Origin of the sequence: Streptomyces sp. NPDC005803 (assembly GCF_040630435.1) — a bacterium.
In the GTDB taxonomy this organism is placed as follows: domain Bacteria; phylum Actinomycetota; class Actinomycetes; order Streptomycetales; family Streptomycetaceae; genus Streptomyces.
Map to the genome: position 1 here is coordinate 39726 of NZ_JBEXXO010000011.1, position 15093 is coordinate 54818.

Here is a 15093-nt window from a genome sequence, read left to right on the forward strand (position 1 = left end):
AATGATTGCGCGACTGTACGCCCAAGGCGTTCTGGTCCAGGGAACCTGGCCGCCGCTGCCCGCGGAGGAGCGGAAGCGGCAGGAGGCTCCCGAGGCCCTCGGCGCCCTCGCGGCGGCAGCGGTCGCGGAGTGCTCGATCGGACCGGTCGGCGCCACGCTCGACTGGCCGCACTACGGGAACGAGGTACCGGTCGCCATGACCTTCGACGCCCTGCACGCACTACGTGAGGCCGGCCACCCGGTGGACCTGTTGGCGGTCGAGCAGCGCTCCGTCCTCTCCGAGCTCAGCGAGCACGAGGTCCAGGTGCTCAACTCGGTCAAGGGGCGCCTGGAAGCGGTGACGGGAGAGGTGGAGGGTCAGGACCTCAAGCTCCTGTGAACGAGGTCGCACGGTGCGGCAGTTGTCGTACCGCGGTGCCGGCCGGAGCCCGGTTCTGCCCGGAATGCGGCACGCCGCTCACGGCGGGGGCGCCCTCCTCGGACAGCCGCAGAATCGTTACGGCAGTCTTCATCGACCTCGTCGGTTCCACCGTGCTCGCCGAGACCCTCGACCCCGAGGCCCTGCGGCGCACGATGGACCGGTACTACACGGCGTGCACCTCAGCCGTCACCGAACACGGCGGCGTGGTCGAGAAGTTCATCGGCGATGCCGTGATGGCCGTCTTCGGGGCGTTCGTCAGCCATGAGGACGACGCCCTGCACGCGGTCCAGGCCGCGTACGCCGTACGGGAGGCCGTGGCGGCCATCGAGACCGGGGCCGCGTCCGGGTCCGGCGGGTCCGGCGGGGTGGTACGGCTCGACACCCACTGCGGGATCGTCTCGGGAGAGGCCGTGGTGGCGGGAGCTCTCGGCGGCGCCGCCCGGGTGGTGGGCGACGTCGTGCACACCGCCGCCCGCCTCCAGTCCCACGCCGAACCGCACGAGATCCTCATCGGCGGCGAAACGGCCCGCCTGGTGGGCAGCAGGGTCCGTCTGGAGGCCGTCACCCCGCTCCGGGTGAAGGGCAAGAGGGACCCCGTCCCCGCCTGGCGGGTCCTCGGAGTCCTCGACGGAGCGAGCCAGGAGGACCTAGTACCGCTCGTCGGCCGCGAAGCCGAACTGGACGCGCTGATCCTGGAGTTCGGCGCGGTGCGCCGCGAGCGCCGCAGCCGTCTCGTCACGGTCACCGGTCCCGCGGGCATCGGGAAGTCGCGGCTCGTGCGGGAGTTCCTGGCCGGCCACCGCGACGAGGACGCCGTGATCCTGCGCGCCGGCTGCCAGGCGTACGGCGCCAAGCTCGCCTACCGCCCGCTGGCCGAGGCGGTCTGGACCCTGCCCGGCGGCTGGGAGGAGGTCCGGAGCACGCTGGAGACCCTGCGCCCGAGCGCCGACCGTGCCGTCACCGCGCTCGCCGTCGCCCTGGGCGTCCGCGGCGAGAGCGGGCTCCCGGTGAGCGTCGACGAGATCGGGTGGGCGTTCCGGCGGCTGCTGGAGGCCCTGGGACGGCGTACCCCCGTGGTCCTGGTCCTGGAGGACTTCCAGTGGGCGCAGCCGACCCTCGCCGACACGATCGCCGACCTGTCCGAGGGGGCCCACGACACCGAGCTGCTGATCATCCGCGTGGCCCGCGCCGAGACCGCCGATCCCCCCGAAGGCCCCGCGGGCGGCACGTCGCCCATGCCGCCCGACGTGCCGCGCGCCGTGGTCGCCGCCGCCGCGCGGACGCCCGGTGAAGGCCTCACACTGCGTCTCGACGCGCTGCCCCCCGATCAGACCGAACGGCTCGTCGGCCTCCTCGCGGACCGGACGGAGGTCGCCGCGCAGGAGGCGGTCTGCACCGACGAGGCGCTGGCCGGCGTCGTGCGGGAGTGCGACGGCAATCCGCTGTTCGCCGAGCTGCTGCTGGAGAACCTGACCGGCCACCGGTCCGTGGCCCAGGGCGTCCCCACGACGATCCGGGTCCTGCTGACCGCCTGGCTGGACCGCCTGCCGGCCGCCGACCGCGCCGTGCTGGAGCGCGCGGCGGGCGTCGGCGGGTCGTTCACCACCGAGGACGTGCGCGCGCTCGCCGAGGACGCGCCCGCGCTGGCCGGCCAGGTCCTGGACGACGCCCTGAGCAGGCTGCGGCGGTCCCGGGTGATCCACCTGTACGGGCCGCCCGGCGCGTACAGGTTCACCCGCATGCTCGCCCGGGACACGCTGTACGAGATGACGTCCAAGGCCCGGCGCGCGGCCTGGCACACCGTGCTCGCGGACCGGCTCGAAGCACGGCCCCGGGGCGCGTCCGTACCGGGCCCGGCGGCGGAGGGCGACCTCGCCCACCACCTGGAATCCGCGTGCCGGCTGCTCTCCGAGGCGGACCCGGGCGACCCGAGGCTGCCGGCACTGACCAGCCGCGCGGCGCGTGCCCTCGTGGCCACGGGGTACCGGGCGCTGCACCGCCGCGACCTGCCCGCCGCCGTCTCGCTGATGGAACACGGCCGCGACCTGACGCCGGACGGCGATCCCCAGCACCGGGTTCTCGCCGCCCGCATCACCGACGCGTACGCGGCGCTGGGCCGCTGGGGCAGCGCCCGGCAGGCCGTGGCCGAGGCCGAGCGCAGGAACGTGGGCGACCTCCCGACGCACGACACCTGCGCCATCCTGCGGCAGTTGATCGCGCTGCGCTCGGGCGAACCGGAGCCCGGGGACGACCGCGGCACCGCGTACGCGCCGGAGGGTCTCCACACCCCGGGTGCCGCGGACGTCCCCGGCGCCCCGTACGCCGCGCCGGGACCGGCAGACGACCTGAGCTGGTGCAGACTGCATCAGCTGGTCTCGCTGCGGAGCTTCGCCGAGGGCCGGATCGGCGCCGCCGAAGGCGCCATGCGCAAGGCGCTCGCCCGGGCCCATGGACTCGGCGACACGTACGAGGGGAACCGGATCCTCGCGTCCATCTGCGAACTGACGCAGTGGTCGCCGACCCCCCTGACCCAGGCGATCGCGCTGTGCGAGGACCTGGTCCGGCGCTTCGACGGCGACCGCGGCCTGCTCGTGCCGATCCTGCTGACCCGGGCCCGTCATCTGGCCCTGTCGGGCCGGGTCGACGCGGCCCGCGAGGACGTCGCGCTGGCCCGCCGGCACTCCGACGACCTGGCGCTGACCCTCGGCGGCATCGCGGCCGACCAGACGGCGGGGTTCGTCGAGTCCCTCTCCGGTGCGTACCTGCCGGCCGCCGGCCACTACGCGGCGGCGGCGGCCGGACTCGCCGGGCTCGGCCAGACGAGGACCGCGGCGACCCTTCACCTGTACGCGGCCCGGGAGCGGTTCCGGGCCGGCTGCGGCATCGACGCGGCCGTGCTCGCCGATCCGCCCGCGGACACGCCCTCGGAGACGCGCACCCAGGCCGTCCGGCTGGCCCTGCGGGCGCGGGTGCGCGCGCGGGCCGGTGCGTTCGGGGAAGCGGTCGGGGCCGCGGAGCGCGCCACCGCCACCCTGGACCGCACCGACGACCCCTGCCTCGTCGGCGACGTCTGGTTCGAGGCGGCCCGGGTCCTGGACGCCGCCGGTGAGCCGGTGCGCGCCCGGCGGGCGGCCGAGCGGGCGCTGGCCGCCCTGACGGCGAAGGAGGCCGTCCTTCCCGCCCGGACGGTACGCGCGTGGACGGCCGAGCTGGAGGAGAACCGATGAGCGATCCACCCTGGAGGCGGTCGCCGAGGGCCTCCACGCCGGGAGTTCCGGCATGGGGCGCGACCCGCGCGCAGACGCTGCAGGCGTTCTCGACGGTACCGATGGACTCGATCTCCCCCGAGTGGGCCTGGGGCGGCGCCGACGGTTCCGGCGTCCGCGTCTGCGTCGTGGACAGCGGGGTCGAAGGCGGCCATCCGCTGGTCGGCACGGTCGACCGCGCGGTGACCGCCGTGCAGAACGAGGACGGCGGGGTGGACATGGAACCGTGCGACCCCACCGACCGCGCCGGGCACGGCACCGCCTGCGCGGGGTTGATCCGTTCGGTCGCCCCGCAGGTCTCCGTCTCGTCCGCCCAGGTGCTGACCGACGGCAAGACGGGCAGCGGCCCGGCCCTGATCGCCGGGCTGGCCTGGGCCATCGACCAGAACTTCGACGTCATCAACCTGAGCCTGGCGACGACCCGGCCGGCCCTGACGGCTCAGCTCCACGAACTCGTCGACCGGGCCTACTTCCGCCGGTGCACGCTCGTCGTCTCCGCGCACAACCGGCCCGTGCCCAGCTATCCCTGGTCCTTCTCCTCGGTGATCTCGGTCGCGAGCCACGACGAGGACGACCCCATGACCTACTACTACAACCCCTCGCCGCCCGTGGAGTTCCACGCCCGCGGCGTTCGCGTGCCCGTGGCGTGGCCCGGCGGCGGCACCATCCGCTCGACCGGCAACAGCTTCGCCGCACCGCACATCTCGGGCCTGTGCGCGCTGATCCTCGGCAAGCACCCCTGGCTCACACCCTTCCAGCTCAAGACGGTGCTGTTCCTCTGCGCCGGGAACATGACCGGTCAATTTGGAGGTGCGCATGACAATTTCTCATGATGCCGCGACGCCCACGGAGCGCCGCCTGCTGCAGTCCATCGTCGAAGTCGCGCGCCACGTCTTCGGCGCGGCGGCCTCCTCGATCTTCCTCATCGACGCCGAGGCCGGTGACCTGGTCTTCGAAGCCGTCGCCGGCGAGGGGGACGACCAGCTCGTCGGGTCCCGCTTCCCCGCGGGCACCGGCATCGCGGGGTGGGTCGCCGCCTCCGGCCAGTCGATGCTCGTCGACGACCTGCGCGACTCCAAGCACTTCTCCGGCGAGGCGGCCGCTTCCACCGGGTACGTACCCAACAGCATCATGGCAGCGCCCCTGTTCAGCGACGACGAGTGCGTCGGCGTGCTGGAGGTGCTGGACCGCGGAGGCGGCGGCGTCAGGGACATGGCCGACGTCGAACTCCTCGGCCTGCTGGCCGACCAGGCCGCCATCGGCCTGGAACTGCTCACCCGGCTGCGCGCCGCCGGGCCCAGCCGGCGTTCCGGCAAGGCCCTCCAGCTCCTCGACCTGGCGGAGTCGCTGCTGGCCGAGCCCCATGGCTGACCGGTGCGTGCTGATCCTCAGCCGACGCGGCGACGGGGAGGCCACCGAGGCGGCCTCCCTGCTGCGCCGGATCGGCGTGCCCGTCCACCGACTCGACGCGGACGGCCTGGCGGGCGTCGAGGCCTTCCTCGCGCCCGACGACACGCTGACCCTCGACGGCCACCGCTTCGCCCCCACGGTGACCTGGCTGCGGCACTTCTCCCTGCGGGCCGCACCGGACGATTCACCGGCCGGTCCCGTCGGCGGCCGGATGGTGTACCGCGACGCGTGGACCGTGCTGGCCCGGCAGCTGGCCCTCGCGTCCCCGGCCGCCATCGGCGCCGCCGATCCCGGTCAGCTGGTGCAGCACGCCCAGGCGCGGGCGCTCGGCGTGCGGACCCCGCGGGGCGTGGTGACCACCGACCCCGCGGGCGCCGCCGGCCTGCTCCCCGCCGAACGGTACGTACTGAAGGTCCTGGACCGGCACTTCGTGGAACCGGAGCCGGGCCGGCTCGCCTGGTACCTGCCGCAGGTGCTGGACCGCTCCCAGCTCGCCGGCCTGCCCGGCCTGCCCCGCGGCACGCCGGTCGTGCTCCAGGAGTACGTCGAGCACGAGGCCGAGTTCCGGGTCTACTTCGCCGGGGGTGAGCTCCATGCCTTCGAGGTGGCCAAGGCGCACCCGCGGGACATCTGGACCCGTCCGGACCAGGTGCGCGTGCGGCACGTCCGCCCCCCGGCCGCCGTGGCCGCGGCGGTACGCGCCCTCGCCGGGGCGGCCGGCCTCGTCTACGGGGCCTTCGACGTCCTCTCGGACCGGGGCGAGGCCGTGTTCCTGGAGATGAACACCCACGGCGACTGGCAGTGGTTCGAGCGCAAGGCCGGCGTCGACCTGGTGACCCGGGCCGTCGTGCGGACCGTACGGGACCTCCACTGGTCCGCCGTGGGTGACCCCCGCCCCGCGGCCGTCAACCTGCTGGCCTTCCTCGGCGCGGGCTCCGGTGCCCGCGCGCCCGCGCACCCTCCGCCCCTGTCGTGACCCGGGCCCGCGCTGGGGACCGGGGGCCCGCCCCATGGGGCGGCCGGCTCAGCGGGTGGGGGTGGGCAGCGCGCTCTCCGCGACGGCGAGCACCGCGCGCAGGGCGGCCGAGGGGTTGTCGGCCCGCCAGGCCAGTGCCGCCTGCCGTCTGATCGGCGGCCCGGCGAGCGGCCGGTAGACGAGTCCGCTCTGCTGGATGTGCTGGACGGAGGTGACGGTCAGAGTCACCCCGACACCGGCGGCGACCAGGGCCAGGATCGTGTACGAGTCCGGGGCCTCCTGCACCACCCGCGGATTGAACCCGGCGGCCTCGCAGGCCCCGACCATCGCGTCGCGCACGGTGGAGCCGGTGTTGGCCGGGAACGAGACGAACGGCTCCCCGGCCAGCACCGCGATCGGGACGCTCGCCCGTGCGGCGAGCGGATGGTCGGAGGGCAGCGCGCACACCAGCTCCTCCTCGTCGATCACCCGGAAGCTCACGCCCGGCTGCGTCACCGGCAGGCGGACGAACCCCAGGTCGAGCGAGCCGTCCGCGACCCGGGCGAGCGCGACGTTGGCGTACGTCTGGCCCGTCATGGCGAGCTCGATCGCGGGGTGGGCGGCACGCACCGCCCGGGTCAGCCGGGGCAGCGTCGCGTGGCTGGAGGCCCCCGCGAAGCCGATGCTGACCCGCCCGAACTCGCCGCGGCCGGCCGCCTTCGCGGCCCGTACGGCGGTGTCGAGGTCGTCGAGCACGGTCCGCACCGGCTGGAGGAAGGACTCCCCCGCACTGGTCAGCCGGACCGAGCGGGTGTTGCGCTCGAACAGCTGGACGCCCAGCTCCTTCTCCAGCTGACGGATCTGCTGGCTCAGCGGCGGCTGGGCCATCTGCAGGCGCTTCGCGGCCCGGCCGAAGTGCAGCTCCTCGGCCACGGCGACGAAAGCGAACAGGTGGCGCAGTTCCATGCCCACCCCTTCCGGCACCCATTGATCCGTCCGACGTCTTGATCCGAGCTTAATTCGGTATTGGACAGCGTACAAAGGCCGCTGACACCGTGGGGCGACGCGCGCGCCCGCCCACGCAGAGGAGCACCGTGGCCCCGACGGACCGGAAAGACAAGACGATGTCGATGAAGGCGGCGATCGCCGCCTTCGTCCACGACGGCGCCACCGTCTGCCTCGAAGGCTTCACCCATCTCGTCCCGACCGCCGCGGGGCACGAGATCATCCGTCAGGGCCGGCGCGACCTCACCGTCGTGCGGATGACCGCGGACATCGTGGTGGACCAGATGATCGCCGCGGGCTGTGTGACCCGGCTGGTCTCCTCGTTCGTGGGCAACTCCTCGGCCGGCTCGCTCGGCGAGCTCCGGCGCCGGGTGGAGAGCGCGGACCCGGCGCCCCTCGCCTTCGAGGAGTACAGCCACTACGGGATGGTCTGCCGCTATCTGGCCGGGGCGCAGCGCCTGCCGTTCCACCCGCTGCGCTCCTACGCGGGCAGCGATCTGCCGAACGTCAACAGCGGCCTGCGCAAGGTGACTTCGCCGTACCCCGGTCCGGACGGTGAGCCCGAGCAGATCTACGTCGTGCCGCCCGTCAACCCGGACGTGACGATCATCCACGCCCAGCGCGCCGACCGCCGGGGGAACACCCAGATCTGGGGGCTGACCGGCGTGCAGGCCGAGGCGGTGTACGCGGCGGACACGGCGGTCGTGGTCGTGGAGGAGATCGTCGACGACGAGGTGATCCGTTCGGACCCCAACCGCACGCTCGTCCCCGCGCACGCGGTCGACGCGGTGGTCTGCTGCCCGCGTGGGGCGCATCCCTCGTTCGCGCAGGGCTACTACGACCGGGACAACGCCTTCTACCGGGCCTGGTCGCACATCAGCAAGGACCCGCGGCGCCTCCAGGACTGGCTGGACACATGGGTGCGCGGGACGGCGGACCACGCGGAGTACGTCGACCGGCTCGGCGAGGAGTTCTGGGCCGGGCTCGCGGTCGGCGAGGCGCTCAGCGCGCCGGTGGACTACGGGCGCCGGCTGTGAGCGCGTCCGGGGGAACCGCCGCCGCGGGACGCGGGAAGGGAGGGGCCATGACCGTCAGCGCCCCGGGCGCGGTCACCTCGTCCGAGCTGCTCTCGGTCGTCGCCTCCCGCGAACTGGCCGGGCGCCGCACCGTGTTCGCCGGCATCGGCCTGCCGACCCTCGCCACCGAACTGGCCCGTCTGACGGTCGCCCCGGACATCGAGGTGGTGTACGAGTCCGGGGTCTGCGGGGCCCACCCCTCGCGGCTGCCGGAGACCATCGCCGACGCGGTCCTGGTCACGGGGGCGGAGGCGGTGATCCCGATGCCCGTGCTGTTCGGCTGCGTGCTCCAGGGCGGTCACATCGACGTGGGCTTCCTCGGCGCGGCGCAGATCGACCGCTGGGGCAGCCTCAACACCTCGGTGATCGGCACGTGGGACAGGCCGTCGGTGCGGCTGCCCGGTTCGGGCGGCGGCGTCGAGGTGATGGCCAACGCGCGCGAGGTCTTCGTGGTGATGCGCCGTCACCATCCGCGCTCCTTCCCGGCGGAGCTCGACTTCTGCACCACCCCGGGGCCCGACCGCGCCCTCGCCGAGGGCATCCGACCGCTGGGGGCCGGCGTCACCCGGGTCGTCACCGAACTGGGCATCCTGGCCCGCGAGGGCGTGGGCGAGGAGTTGCGTCTGGTCGCCGTCCAGCCCGGCGTCACGGTGGAGCAGGTCCGCGCCGCGACCGGCTGGGACCTGCGGGTCGCGGACACGGTGGACGAGGTACCGCCCCCGACGCGGGCGGAGTTGCGGCTGCTGCGCGAGGATGTCGATCCGGAGCGCGTGTACCTGCGCTAGAGCCCCCTGCCGGTTGTCCCGCACCATCGAGAGGACCATGACCACCATGCGTATCAGGATCGTCGGCGCCGGAGCCATGGGCCGCGGCATCGCCCAGTGGGCGGCCGTCGCCGGACACACCGTCGAGCTGGGCGACGTACGGCCCCAGGCAGTGACGGAGGCGGCCGAATTCGTGCGCTCCATGCTCGAACGGGCCGTGGCGAAGGGCCGGATGTCCGATGCGGACGCGGCCGGCGCCCTGGACCGGCTGGTCCCGCTGGACGACCCGTGGGCCGAGGGCCCGGGGGTCGAGGTGGTCATCGAGGCGGTACGGGAGGACCTGGCCACCAAGACGGAGGTCTTCGGCAGGCTGGAGCGGGCGCTGCCCGCCTCGGCCGTCTTCGCCACCAACACCTCCTCGCTGTCGGTGACCCGGATCGCCGCCGCGCTGAAGGACCCGACGCGCCTGGCCGGGCTGCACTTCTTCAACCCCGTCCCGCTGATGCGGATCGTCGAGGTGGTGCCCGGCGCCGCCACGCGCCCGGACATCGCGCCGATGCTGACCGCGCTCGTGGAGAGCTGTGGGCACCGCGCGGTCACGGTCGCCGACACCCCCGGCTTCCTCGTCAACCACGCCGGGCGCGGACTGGTGACGGAGGCGCTCGCCCTGCTGGAGGAGACGGTCACCGACCCGGCGGGCATCGACCGCATCGCGCGGGACGTCCTGGGCCTGCGGATGGGCCCGTTCGAGCTGATGGACCTCACCGGACTCGATGTGACCGCCGCCGTCATCGACTCGATCTGGGCGGGCTTCCGGCACGAGGACCGGCTCCGCCCCTCCTACCTGACCCCGAACCGGGTGGCGGCCGGGCTGCACGGGCGCAAGACGGGGCGCGGCTGGTTCCCGTACGGCTCCGAGTCGGCCGCGCCCGCGCCGGAGGCGCCGGTCACCGGCGACCCGGAGCGGCCGGTGCACGTCGTCGCCCCGTCGCCGGCCGGGGAAGCGGACGCCGTCGCGCTCCGGGCGGCCCTGACGGCGGCGGGCGCGACGGTCAGGACCGGCGCGGCCCCCTCCGCCGGGGCGCTGGTGCTGGTTCCGGTCTGGGGCACCACGGTCGCCTCGGCCGTGGCCGCGCAGGCGCTGCCCGCGGGGCGGACCTTCGGTGTGGACCCGCTGCCCACTGCCGGGCGCCGCCGGGTGCTGGCCGTGACCCCGGCCGCGGAGCCGGCGGCGGCCCGGGACGCCCGTGCGGTGCTGGCGCGGGCTGCGGACGGCGGGGAGCCGTTCGCGGTGTCGGTGGTACGGGACACGGCGGGCTCCATCGCGCAGCGGCTGCTCGCGTCGATCGTGTCGGTGTCGGCGTCGATCGCGGAGCGCGCGCTGGCGACGCCGGCCGACATCGATCTGGCGGTGACGACCGGTCTCGGCTACCCGGTGGGCCCGCTGGCCTGGGGCGAGCGGATCGGCGCGGTCCGGATGCTGGAGCTGCACCGGGCCCTGTACGCCACGACGGGCGACCCGCGTCACCGCCCGACCCGCTGGGTCGCCGAACGCGCGGCCCTCGGCCTGGCCCTGACGGACCCGGGCACCTCGCCGGCGGACTGCCTGGGCGGCGGGGAGGGCGACAGCGCAGTGTGAACGACCCGGCGCCCTGCCCGGACCCGCGCCCGGTCGGGTCAGCCCGCGCGCGGGACCAGGGAGCCGGCAGGACGCCGCCATACGCACCACCGAGGAGCCGCAGGGCGCCGCGCCGGGCGGTGCGGCGTCCTCGCCCGCGGGCTGGGTGACGACCGATTCGTACAAGACCCGGCAGCGGGTTCCTTCGTACGGTCGCGGCATGACTCCACGACTCGACGCGATCGGCATCACCACCGCGGATCTGGCCGCTTCGCTCGCCTTCTACCGCCGGCTCGGCCTCGACATCCCCGCCGACGCGCAATCCGCACCCCATGTCGAGGTGACGCTGCCGGGCGGTCGACGACTGCTGTGGGACACGGAGGACGTCGTCCGCTCCTTCGACCCGGAGTGGGCCGGGGCGAACGGCGGGGAGCGGCTGGGGCTCGCCTTCCTCTGCGACAGCCCGGCGGAGGTCGACGCCGTGTACGACGACCTGACCGGCGCCGGATACCGGGGCCGTCTGAAGCCCTGGGACGCGGTCTGGGGGCAGCGGTACGCGGTGGTCCTCGATCCGGACGGCTGCGCGGTGTCGTTGTTCGCCGCGGCCGACGGCCCTTAGGGCGGGCCGAAGTACCCGGTCAGGGTGGTGCCGGCCAGTTCGCGCATCTCCCGCGCGAGGTGGGCCTGGTCGGCGCAGCCCGCCGCGAGCGCGGCCTCGGCGTACGGTGTCCCGGTCCGTACGAGCGCCAGCGCCCGTTGCAGCCGCAGCACCCGGGCGAGCGTCTTCGGGCCGTACCCGAAGGCGGCCAGCGAGCGGCGGTGCAGCTGACGGGGCCCGAGGCCGACCGTCCGTGCCGTCTGCGCGACGGTGCGTCCGCTGTCCAGCTGGGCGGCGACGGACCGCATCGCCGGGTCCGGCGGCTCGGTGTCCGCTGCCCGGCGCACGGCGATGCCGTCCAGTGCGGCGGCCGGATCGGCGGCGCCGGCGACCCGCTCGGTGAGCTCCCTGACCTGGGCCGCCGGCCACAGATCGGCCAGGGCGACGCGGCGGTCCCGCAGTTCGTGCGCCGGCACGCCCAGCAGGGCGGGGGCCGTGCCAGGGGCGAAGCGGATGCCCGCGTAGCTGCCGCCGTGCGTTCCCGTCGGGGGCTGTACGCGGGTGTCCGGGCCCGCGACGAGGAGCCGGCCGCCGGTCCAGAGCAGGTCCATGCAGCCGTCGGGGAGCACCGGGTGGACCGAACCCCGCGGCACCGTCAGGGTCCAGACCTTCGCACCGTCCACCCGCGACGCGCGCTCTTCGTACCGGTCGCCCATGGCACTAGTGTCGTGCACTGACGGAGCGAGCGGAGCGGGCACCCGGGGGCGGTCATGGCGGCACTGATGCAGTTCACCACCGACAGCGGCGAGACGGTGACGGTCGAGGTCGACCGGCACGCTCCGGGCGCGCAGCTGGTCGCCCGGGACGGTCATGCGCTGGCCCGGGCGGAGCGCACCTTCGACCAGGCCCTGGAGGGCATCCGGTCGGCGGCCGAGTCGGCGCTCGCGGTGTTCCGGGACGGCACCCTGAAGCCGGACGGGGTGGAGCTCGAATTCGGTGTGAAGATCACCGCCGAGGCCGGGGCGGTGATCGCGAAGAGTGCGCTGGAGGGCCATCTGACGGTCAAGCTGTCATGGTCGCCGGACTCGTCCCCCGCGGCGCCGCCGGCGCCGCCCGCCACCGGCTGACACCGTTCCCGCCGCTCACTCGCCGTGCGGCTGCGGCTTGTCCGACTCCTTCTCGCGGGTCGGCTGCAGCCGGGACTTCACGTCGTCCGGCGGCAGGAACCGCGACCACCGTTCCGGGAACTCGGACGGCATGTACGGGCTGTCCCCGTCGTCGACGTCGTCCCCGTCGTCGTCCGGGACGCCGTACCGGCTCTCCGCCTGCGCGCGGGCCACGAACTCGGCCGCCTGGACCGCGCGCACCCGGTCGTTGGCGGCACGGGCCGCCGCCGTCGCCACCGACGGCCACACCCGGTCGATGGCCGCGTTGACGGCGGCGCCCACCAGCACCGCGAACGCGGAGATGCCGATCCACAGCAGTACCGCGATCGGGGCGGCCAGTGACCCGTAGATCGTGGGCCCCTCGACCGTGCTGGTGAGGTAGATCCGCAGCAGGAAGCTGCCGACCACCCACATCGCCAGCGCCATCAGGGCGCCCGGCATGTCCTCTATCCAGGGCGAGCGGACGGGCACGGACACGTGGTAGAGCGTGGTCAGGAAGGCGATGGAGAGCAGTATCACCAGGGGCCAGTACAGGACGCTTATGACCTCGGTGCCCCAGGGGATGAACTCCACGACCCGGTCGGGGCCGACCACCAGCAGCGGCAGCACGACCGCGCCCAGCAGCAGCGCCACCACGTACAGCAGGAAGGCGAGCATCCGGGTCTTGACGATGCCGCGCTGCCCGTCGAGCCCGTACATCACCGTGATCGTGTCGATGAAGACGTTGACCGCGCGCGAACCGGACCAGAGCGCGATCGCGAAACCGATCGAGATGACATCGGGCCGGGCCCCGGTGGTGACGTCCGCCAGGAGCGGTTTGGCGAAGTCGTTGACACCGCGCTCGGAGAGCACCGTGTGGGCGGCGCTGAGGATGTTGCGCTCGATGGAGGCGACCGTGGTGGTGCTGGTCCACTCGTCGACGTAACCGAGCAGGCCGATCAGCCCGAGGAGCAGCGGGGGCAGGGACAGCAGAGTGAAGAACGCCGCCTCGGCGGCGAGTCCCAGAATGCGGTACTCCATGCACGAGTTCACGGTGTCCTTCAGCAACTGCCAGGCCAGCTGCCGCTTGGACACGTTGCGATAGAGCACTCTGGCCCGGTGGAGCCGGCCCGGTGGCCGCTCGGGTGTTTCATTTGCTGCCTGCACGTCCTTACCGTATCGGCATGGCAGCCACCACCCACACAGTGTCCAACCAGGCCCCTCCCCTCCTCGGCTACGACGTCTTCGGCGCGGACCGGGTGCTCACCGAAGCCGTGGAGCGGCACCTCCCGGCGGCCGGGCTCGACGACGCCCGGAGCGGGCTCTCCGAGCTCGGCCGGTCCGCCGGATCCGCCCAGGCCGCGGAATGGGCGGTGCAGGCCGACGAGAATCCGCCGAGACTGCGGACCCATGACCGCTACGGGCACCGCGTCGACGAGGTGGAGTTCCACCCGGCCTGGCACCGGCTGCTCGGCCACGCCGTCACCGCGGGCCTCACCGATGCCTGGGACCGGCCCGGCGGGCATGTGCGCCGGGCCGCCGGCTTCCTGGTATGGACGCAGGCCGAGGCGGGTCACGGGTGCCCGCTGTCCATGACACATGCGGCGGTGCCCGCGCTGCGGACCGATCCGGCGGTGGCCGCCGAGTGGGAGCCGCTGCTGACCTCGCGCGTGTACGAGCAGGAGCTGCGGCCTGCCGCGCAGAAGGGCGGGGCGCTCCTCGGGATGGGCATGACCGAGAAGCAGGGCGGCACCGACGTGCGGTCCAACACCACGCGCGCCGAGCCCCTGGCCGGGGAGGGGGAGTACCTGCTCACCGGGCACAAGTGGTTCTGCTCGGCGCCGATGTCCGACGGCTTCCTGGTGCTGGCGCAGGCTCCCGGCGGGCTGACGTGCTTCCTGCTGCCCCGGGTGCTGCCGGACGGCACGCGCAACGTGTTCGCGATCCAGCGGCTCAAGGACAAGCTGGGCAACCGGTCCAACGCCTCGGCGGAGGTCGAGTTCGACGGTACCTGGGCACGCCGGATCGGTGAGGAGGGGCGCGGGGTGCGCACCATCATCGGCATGGTGGCGGCGACCCGGCTGGACTGTGTGACCGGCTCGGCGGCGCTGATGCGGCAGGCGGTGGCGCAGGCGGTCCACCACGCCACGTACCGCCGCGCCTTCGGCGGGGTGCTGGTCGACAAGCCGCTGATGCGCAACGTGCTGGCCGATCTGGCGCTGGAGTCGGAGGCCGCGACGGTCCTGGCGATGCGGCTCGCGGCCGCGTACGACACCGGGACCGAGGCCGAGTCGGCGTTCCTGCGCATCGCGGTGCCCACGGCGAAGTACTGGGTGACGAAGCGGTGCACCCCGCTGGTGGCCGAGGCGCTGGAATGCCTGGGCGGCAACGGTTACGTGGAGGAGTCGGGCATGCCCCGGCTGCTGCGCGAGGCGCCGCTCAACTCGATCTGGGAGGGCTCGGGCAACGTGCAGGCGCTGGACGTGCTGCGCGCCCTGCGGCGCGAGCCGCCGGCGCTGAACGCCTTCCTCCAGGAGGTCGGGCGGGCGCGCGGCGGCGACCACCGGCTCGACGGGGCGATCAAGGACCTGCTGACGGAGCTCGCCGATCTGCAGGGGATCGAGGCGCGCGCCCGGCGGCTGGTGGAGCGGATGGCGTTGGTGCTGCAGGGGTCGCTGCTGGTGCGCTGGGCTCCGCCGGAGGTCGCCGACGCGTTCTGCGCGTCACGCCTGGGCGGGGACCGGGGCTCGGCCTTCGGGACGCTGCCGCACACCCTGGACCTGGCGTCGGTGGTGGAACGGGCCCGGCCGGTGGAGCGCTGAGGGGGGCGGAGCC

The 15093-nt window shown here is 74.1% G+C and carries 14 protein-coding genes; 11 read left to right on the plus strand and 3 right to left on the minus strand.

Features of this window, described 5'->3' with window-relative positions; translation table 11 throughout:
- Window position 1: 1 nt before the first annotated feature.
- The 5 genes from ABZ454_RS17240 to ABZ454_RS17260 are packed head-to-tail and all read left to right on the plus strand — an operon-like array spanning window position 2 to window position 6073.
- Entirely contained in the window at window positions 2-379 is a 378-nt protein-coding gene (locus tag ABZ454_RS17240; RefSeq protein WP_356312775.1) for an aroma-sacti cluster domain-containing protein, read from the plus strand.
- Window positions 376-3648, plus strand: a complete 3273-nt coding sequence (locus tag ABZ454_RS17245; protein WP_359538814.1) for an AAA family ATPase — start codon at window positions 376-378, stop codon at window positions 3646-3648. The genes ABZ454_RS17240 and ABZ454_RS17245 overlap by 4 nt, the downstream gene beginning before the upstream one ends.
- Window positions 3645-4520, plus strand: a complete 876-nt coding sequence (locus tag ABZ454_RS17250; protein ID WP_356312376.1) for a S8 family serine peptidase — start codon at window positions 3645-3647, stop codon at window positions 4518-4520. The genes ABZ454_RS17245 and ABZ454_RS17250 overlap by 4 nt, the downstream gene beginning before the upstream one ends.
- The gene (locus ABZ454_RS17255) at window positions 4504-5058 is read left to right on the plus strand and encodes a GAF domain-containing protein (protein ID WP_359538817.1); all 555 of its coding nucleotides are present in this window, start codon (window positions 4504-4506) and stop codon (window positions 5056-5058) included. The genes ABZ454_RS17250 and ABZ454_RS17255 overlap by 17 nt, the downstream gene beginning before the upstream one ends.
- Window positions 5051-6073, plus strand: a complete 1023-nt coding sequence (locus ABZ454_RS17260) for a hypothetical protein (RefSeq protein ID WP_359538819.1) — start codon at window positions 5051-5053, stop codon at window positions 6071-6073. The genes ABZ454_RS17255 and ABZ454_RS17260 overlap by 8 nt, the downstream gene beginning before the upstream one ends.
- 48 nt (window positions 6074-6121) lie before the next feature.
- Here the strand turns inward: ABZ454_RS17260 and ABZ454_RS17265 are convergent, their stop codons facing one another.
- Window positions 6122-7018 carry a LysR family transcriptional regulator gene (locus tag ABZ454_RS17265; RefSeq protein ID WP_359538821.1) on the minus strand — a complete coding sequence of 299 codons (897 nt, stop codon included), beginning with the start codon at window positions 7016-7018 and terminating at the stop codon, window positions 6122-6124.
- A 158-nt stretch (window positions 7019-7176) separates the two neighbouring features.
- Here ABZ454_RS17265 and ABZ454_RS17270 point away from each other — a divergent pair, with 158 nt between their 5' ends.
- The 4 genes from ABZ454_RS17270 (at window position 7177) to ABZ454_RS17285 (ending at window position 11134) form a co-directional block, all read left to right on the plus strand.
- Complete coding sequence (locus tag ABZ454_RS17270) at window positions 7177-8094, plus strand: CoA-transferase (RefSeq protein ID WP_359539088.1); 918 nt, start codon at window positions 7177-7179, stop codon at window positions 8092-8094.
- A gap of 47 nt (window positions 8095-8141) precedes the next feature.
- Window positions 8142-8918 carry a CoA-transferase gene (locus ABZ454_RS17275; protein ID WP_359538824.1) on the plus strand — a complete coding sequence of 259 codons (777 nt, stop codon included), beginning with the start codon at window positions 8142-8144 and terminating at the stop codon, window positions 8916-8918.
- A gap of 46 nt (window positions 8919-8964) precedes the next feature.
- Window positions 8965-10536: a 3-hydroxyacyl-CoA dehydrogenase gene (locus tag ABZ454_RS17280; RefSeq protein WP_359539090.1), complete on the plus strand. Its 1572-nt coding sequence runs from the start codon at window positions 8965-8967 to the stop codon at window positions 10534-10536.
- Window positions 10537-10735: 199 nt separating this feature from the next.
- Window positions 10736-11134, plus strand: coding sequence for a VOC family protein (locus ABZ454_RS17285; protein ID WP_359538826.1), 399 nt, complete (start codon window positions 10736-10738; stop codon window positions 11132-11134).
- On the opposite strand, the gene ABZ454_RS17290 is transcribed toward ABZ454_RS17285, so the two are convergent.
- Entirely contained in the window at window positions 11131-11829 is a 699-nt protein-coding gene (locus ABZ454_RS17290) for a helix-turn-helix domain-containing protein (RefSeq protein ID WP_356312358.1), read from the minus strand. The genes ABZ454_RS17285 and ABZ454_RS17290 overlap by 4 nt on opposite strands.
- 54 nt (window positions 11830-11883) lie before the next feature.
- Here ABZ454_RS17290 and ABZ454_RS17295 point away from each other — a divergent pair, with 54 nt between their 5' ends.
- Window positions 11884-12240, plus strand: coding sequence for a CU044_2847 family protein (locus ABZ454_RS17295; protein ID WP_359538829.1), 357 nt, complete (start codon window positions 11884-11886; stop codon window positions 12238-12240).
- Window positions 12241-12255: 15 nt separating this feature from the next.
- Here ABZ454_RS17295 and ABZ454_RS17300 read toward each other — a convergent pair whose 3' ends face one another.
- Window positions 12256-13368 (minus strand): YihY/virulence factor BrkB family protein, encoded by a 1113-nt coding sequence (locus ABZ454_RS17300; protein ID WP_359539092.1) that lies wholly within the window; start codon window positions 13366-13368, stop codon window positions 12256-12258.
- A gap of 74 nt (window positions 13369-13442) precedes the next feature.
- Here ABZ454_RS17300 and ABZ454_RS17305 point away from each other — a divergent pair, with 74 nt between their 5' ends.
- Window positions 13443-15080 (plus strand): acyl-CoA dehydrogenase family protein, encoded by a 1638-nt coding sequence (locus tag ABZ454_RS17305; RefSeq protein ID WP_359538831.1) that lies wholly within the window; start codon window positions 13443-13445, stop codon window positions 15078-15080.
- Window positions 15081-15093 lie beyond the last annotated feature (13 nt).

Coding starts and splice junctions, on each gene's coding strand:
- ABZ454_RS17240 (WP_356312775.1), top strand. CDS start 2: ATGATTGCGCGACTGTACGCCCAAGGCGTTCTGGTCCAGGGAACCTGG.
- ABZ454_RS17250 (WP_356312376.1), top strand. CDS start 3,645: ATGAGCGATCCACCCTGGAGGCGGTCGCCGAGGGCCTCCACGCCGGGA.
- ABZ454_RS17255 (WP_359538817.1), top strand. CDS start 4,504: ATGACAATTTCTCATGATGCCGCGACGCCCACGGAGCGCCGCCTGCTG.
- ABZ454_RS17260 (WP_359538819.1), top strand. CDS start 5,051: ATGGCTGACCGGTGCGTGCTGATCCTCAGCCGACGCGGCGACGGGGAG.
- ABZ454_RS17265 (WP_359538821.1), bottom strand. CDS start 7,018: ATGGAACTGCGCCACCTGTTCGCTTTCGTCGCCGTGGCCGAGGAGCTG.
- ABZ454_RS17270 (WP_359539088.1), top strand. CDS start 7,177: ATGTCGATGAAGGCGGCGATCGCCGCCTTCGTCCACGACGGCGCCACC.
- ABZ454_RS17275 (WP_359538824.1), top strand. CDS start 8,142: ATGACCGTCAGCGCCCCGGGCGCGGTCACCTCGTCCGAGCTGCTCTCG.
- ABZ454_RS17280 (WP_359539090.1), top strand. CDS start 8,965: ATGCGTATCAGGATCGTCGGCGCCGGAGCCATGGGCCGCGGCATCGCC.
- ABZ454_RS17285 (WP_359538826.1), top strand. CDS start 10,736: ATGACTCCACGACTCGACGCGATCGGCATCACCACCGCGGATCTGGCC.
- ABZ454_RS17290 (WP_356312358.1), bottom strand. CDS start 11,829: ATGGGCGACCGGTACGAAGAGCGCGCGTCGCGGGTGGACGGTGCGAAG.
- ABZ454_RS17295 (WP_359538829.1), top strand. CDS start 11,884: ATGGCGGCACTGATGCAGTTCACCACCGACAGCGGCGAGACGGTGACG.
- ABZ454_RS17305 (WP_359538831.1), top strand. CDS start 13,443: ATGGCAGCCACCACCCACACAGTGTCCAACCAGGCCCCTCCCCTCCTC.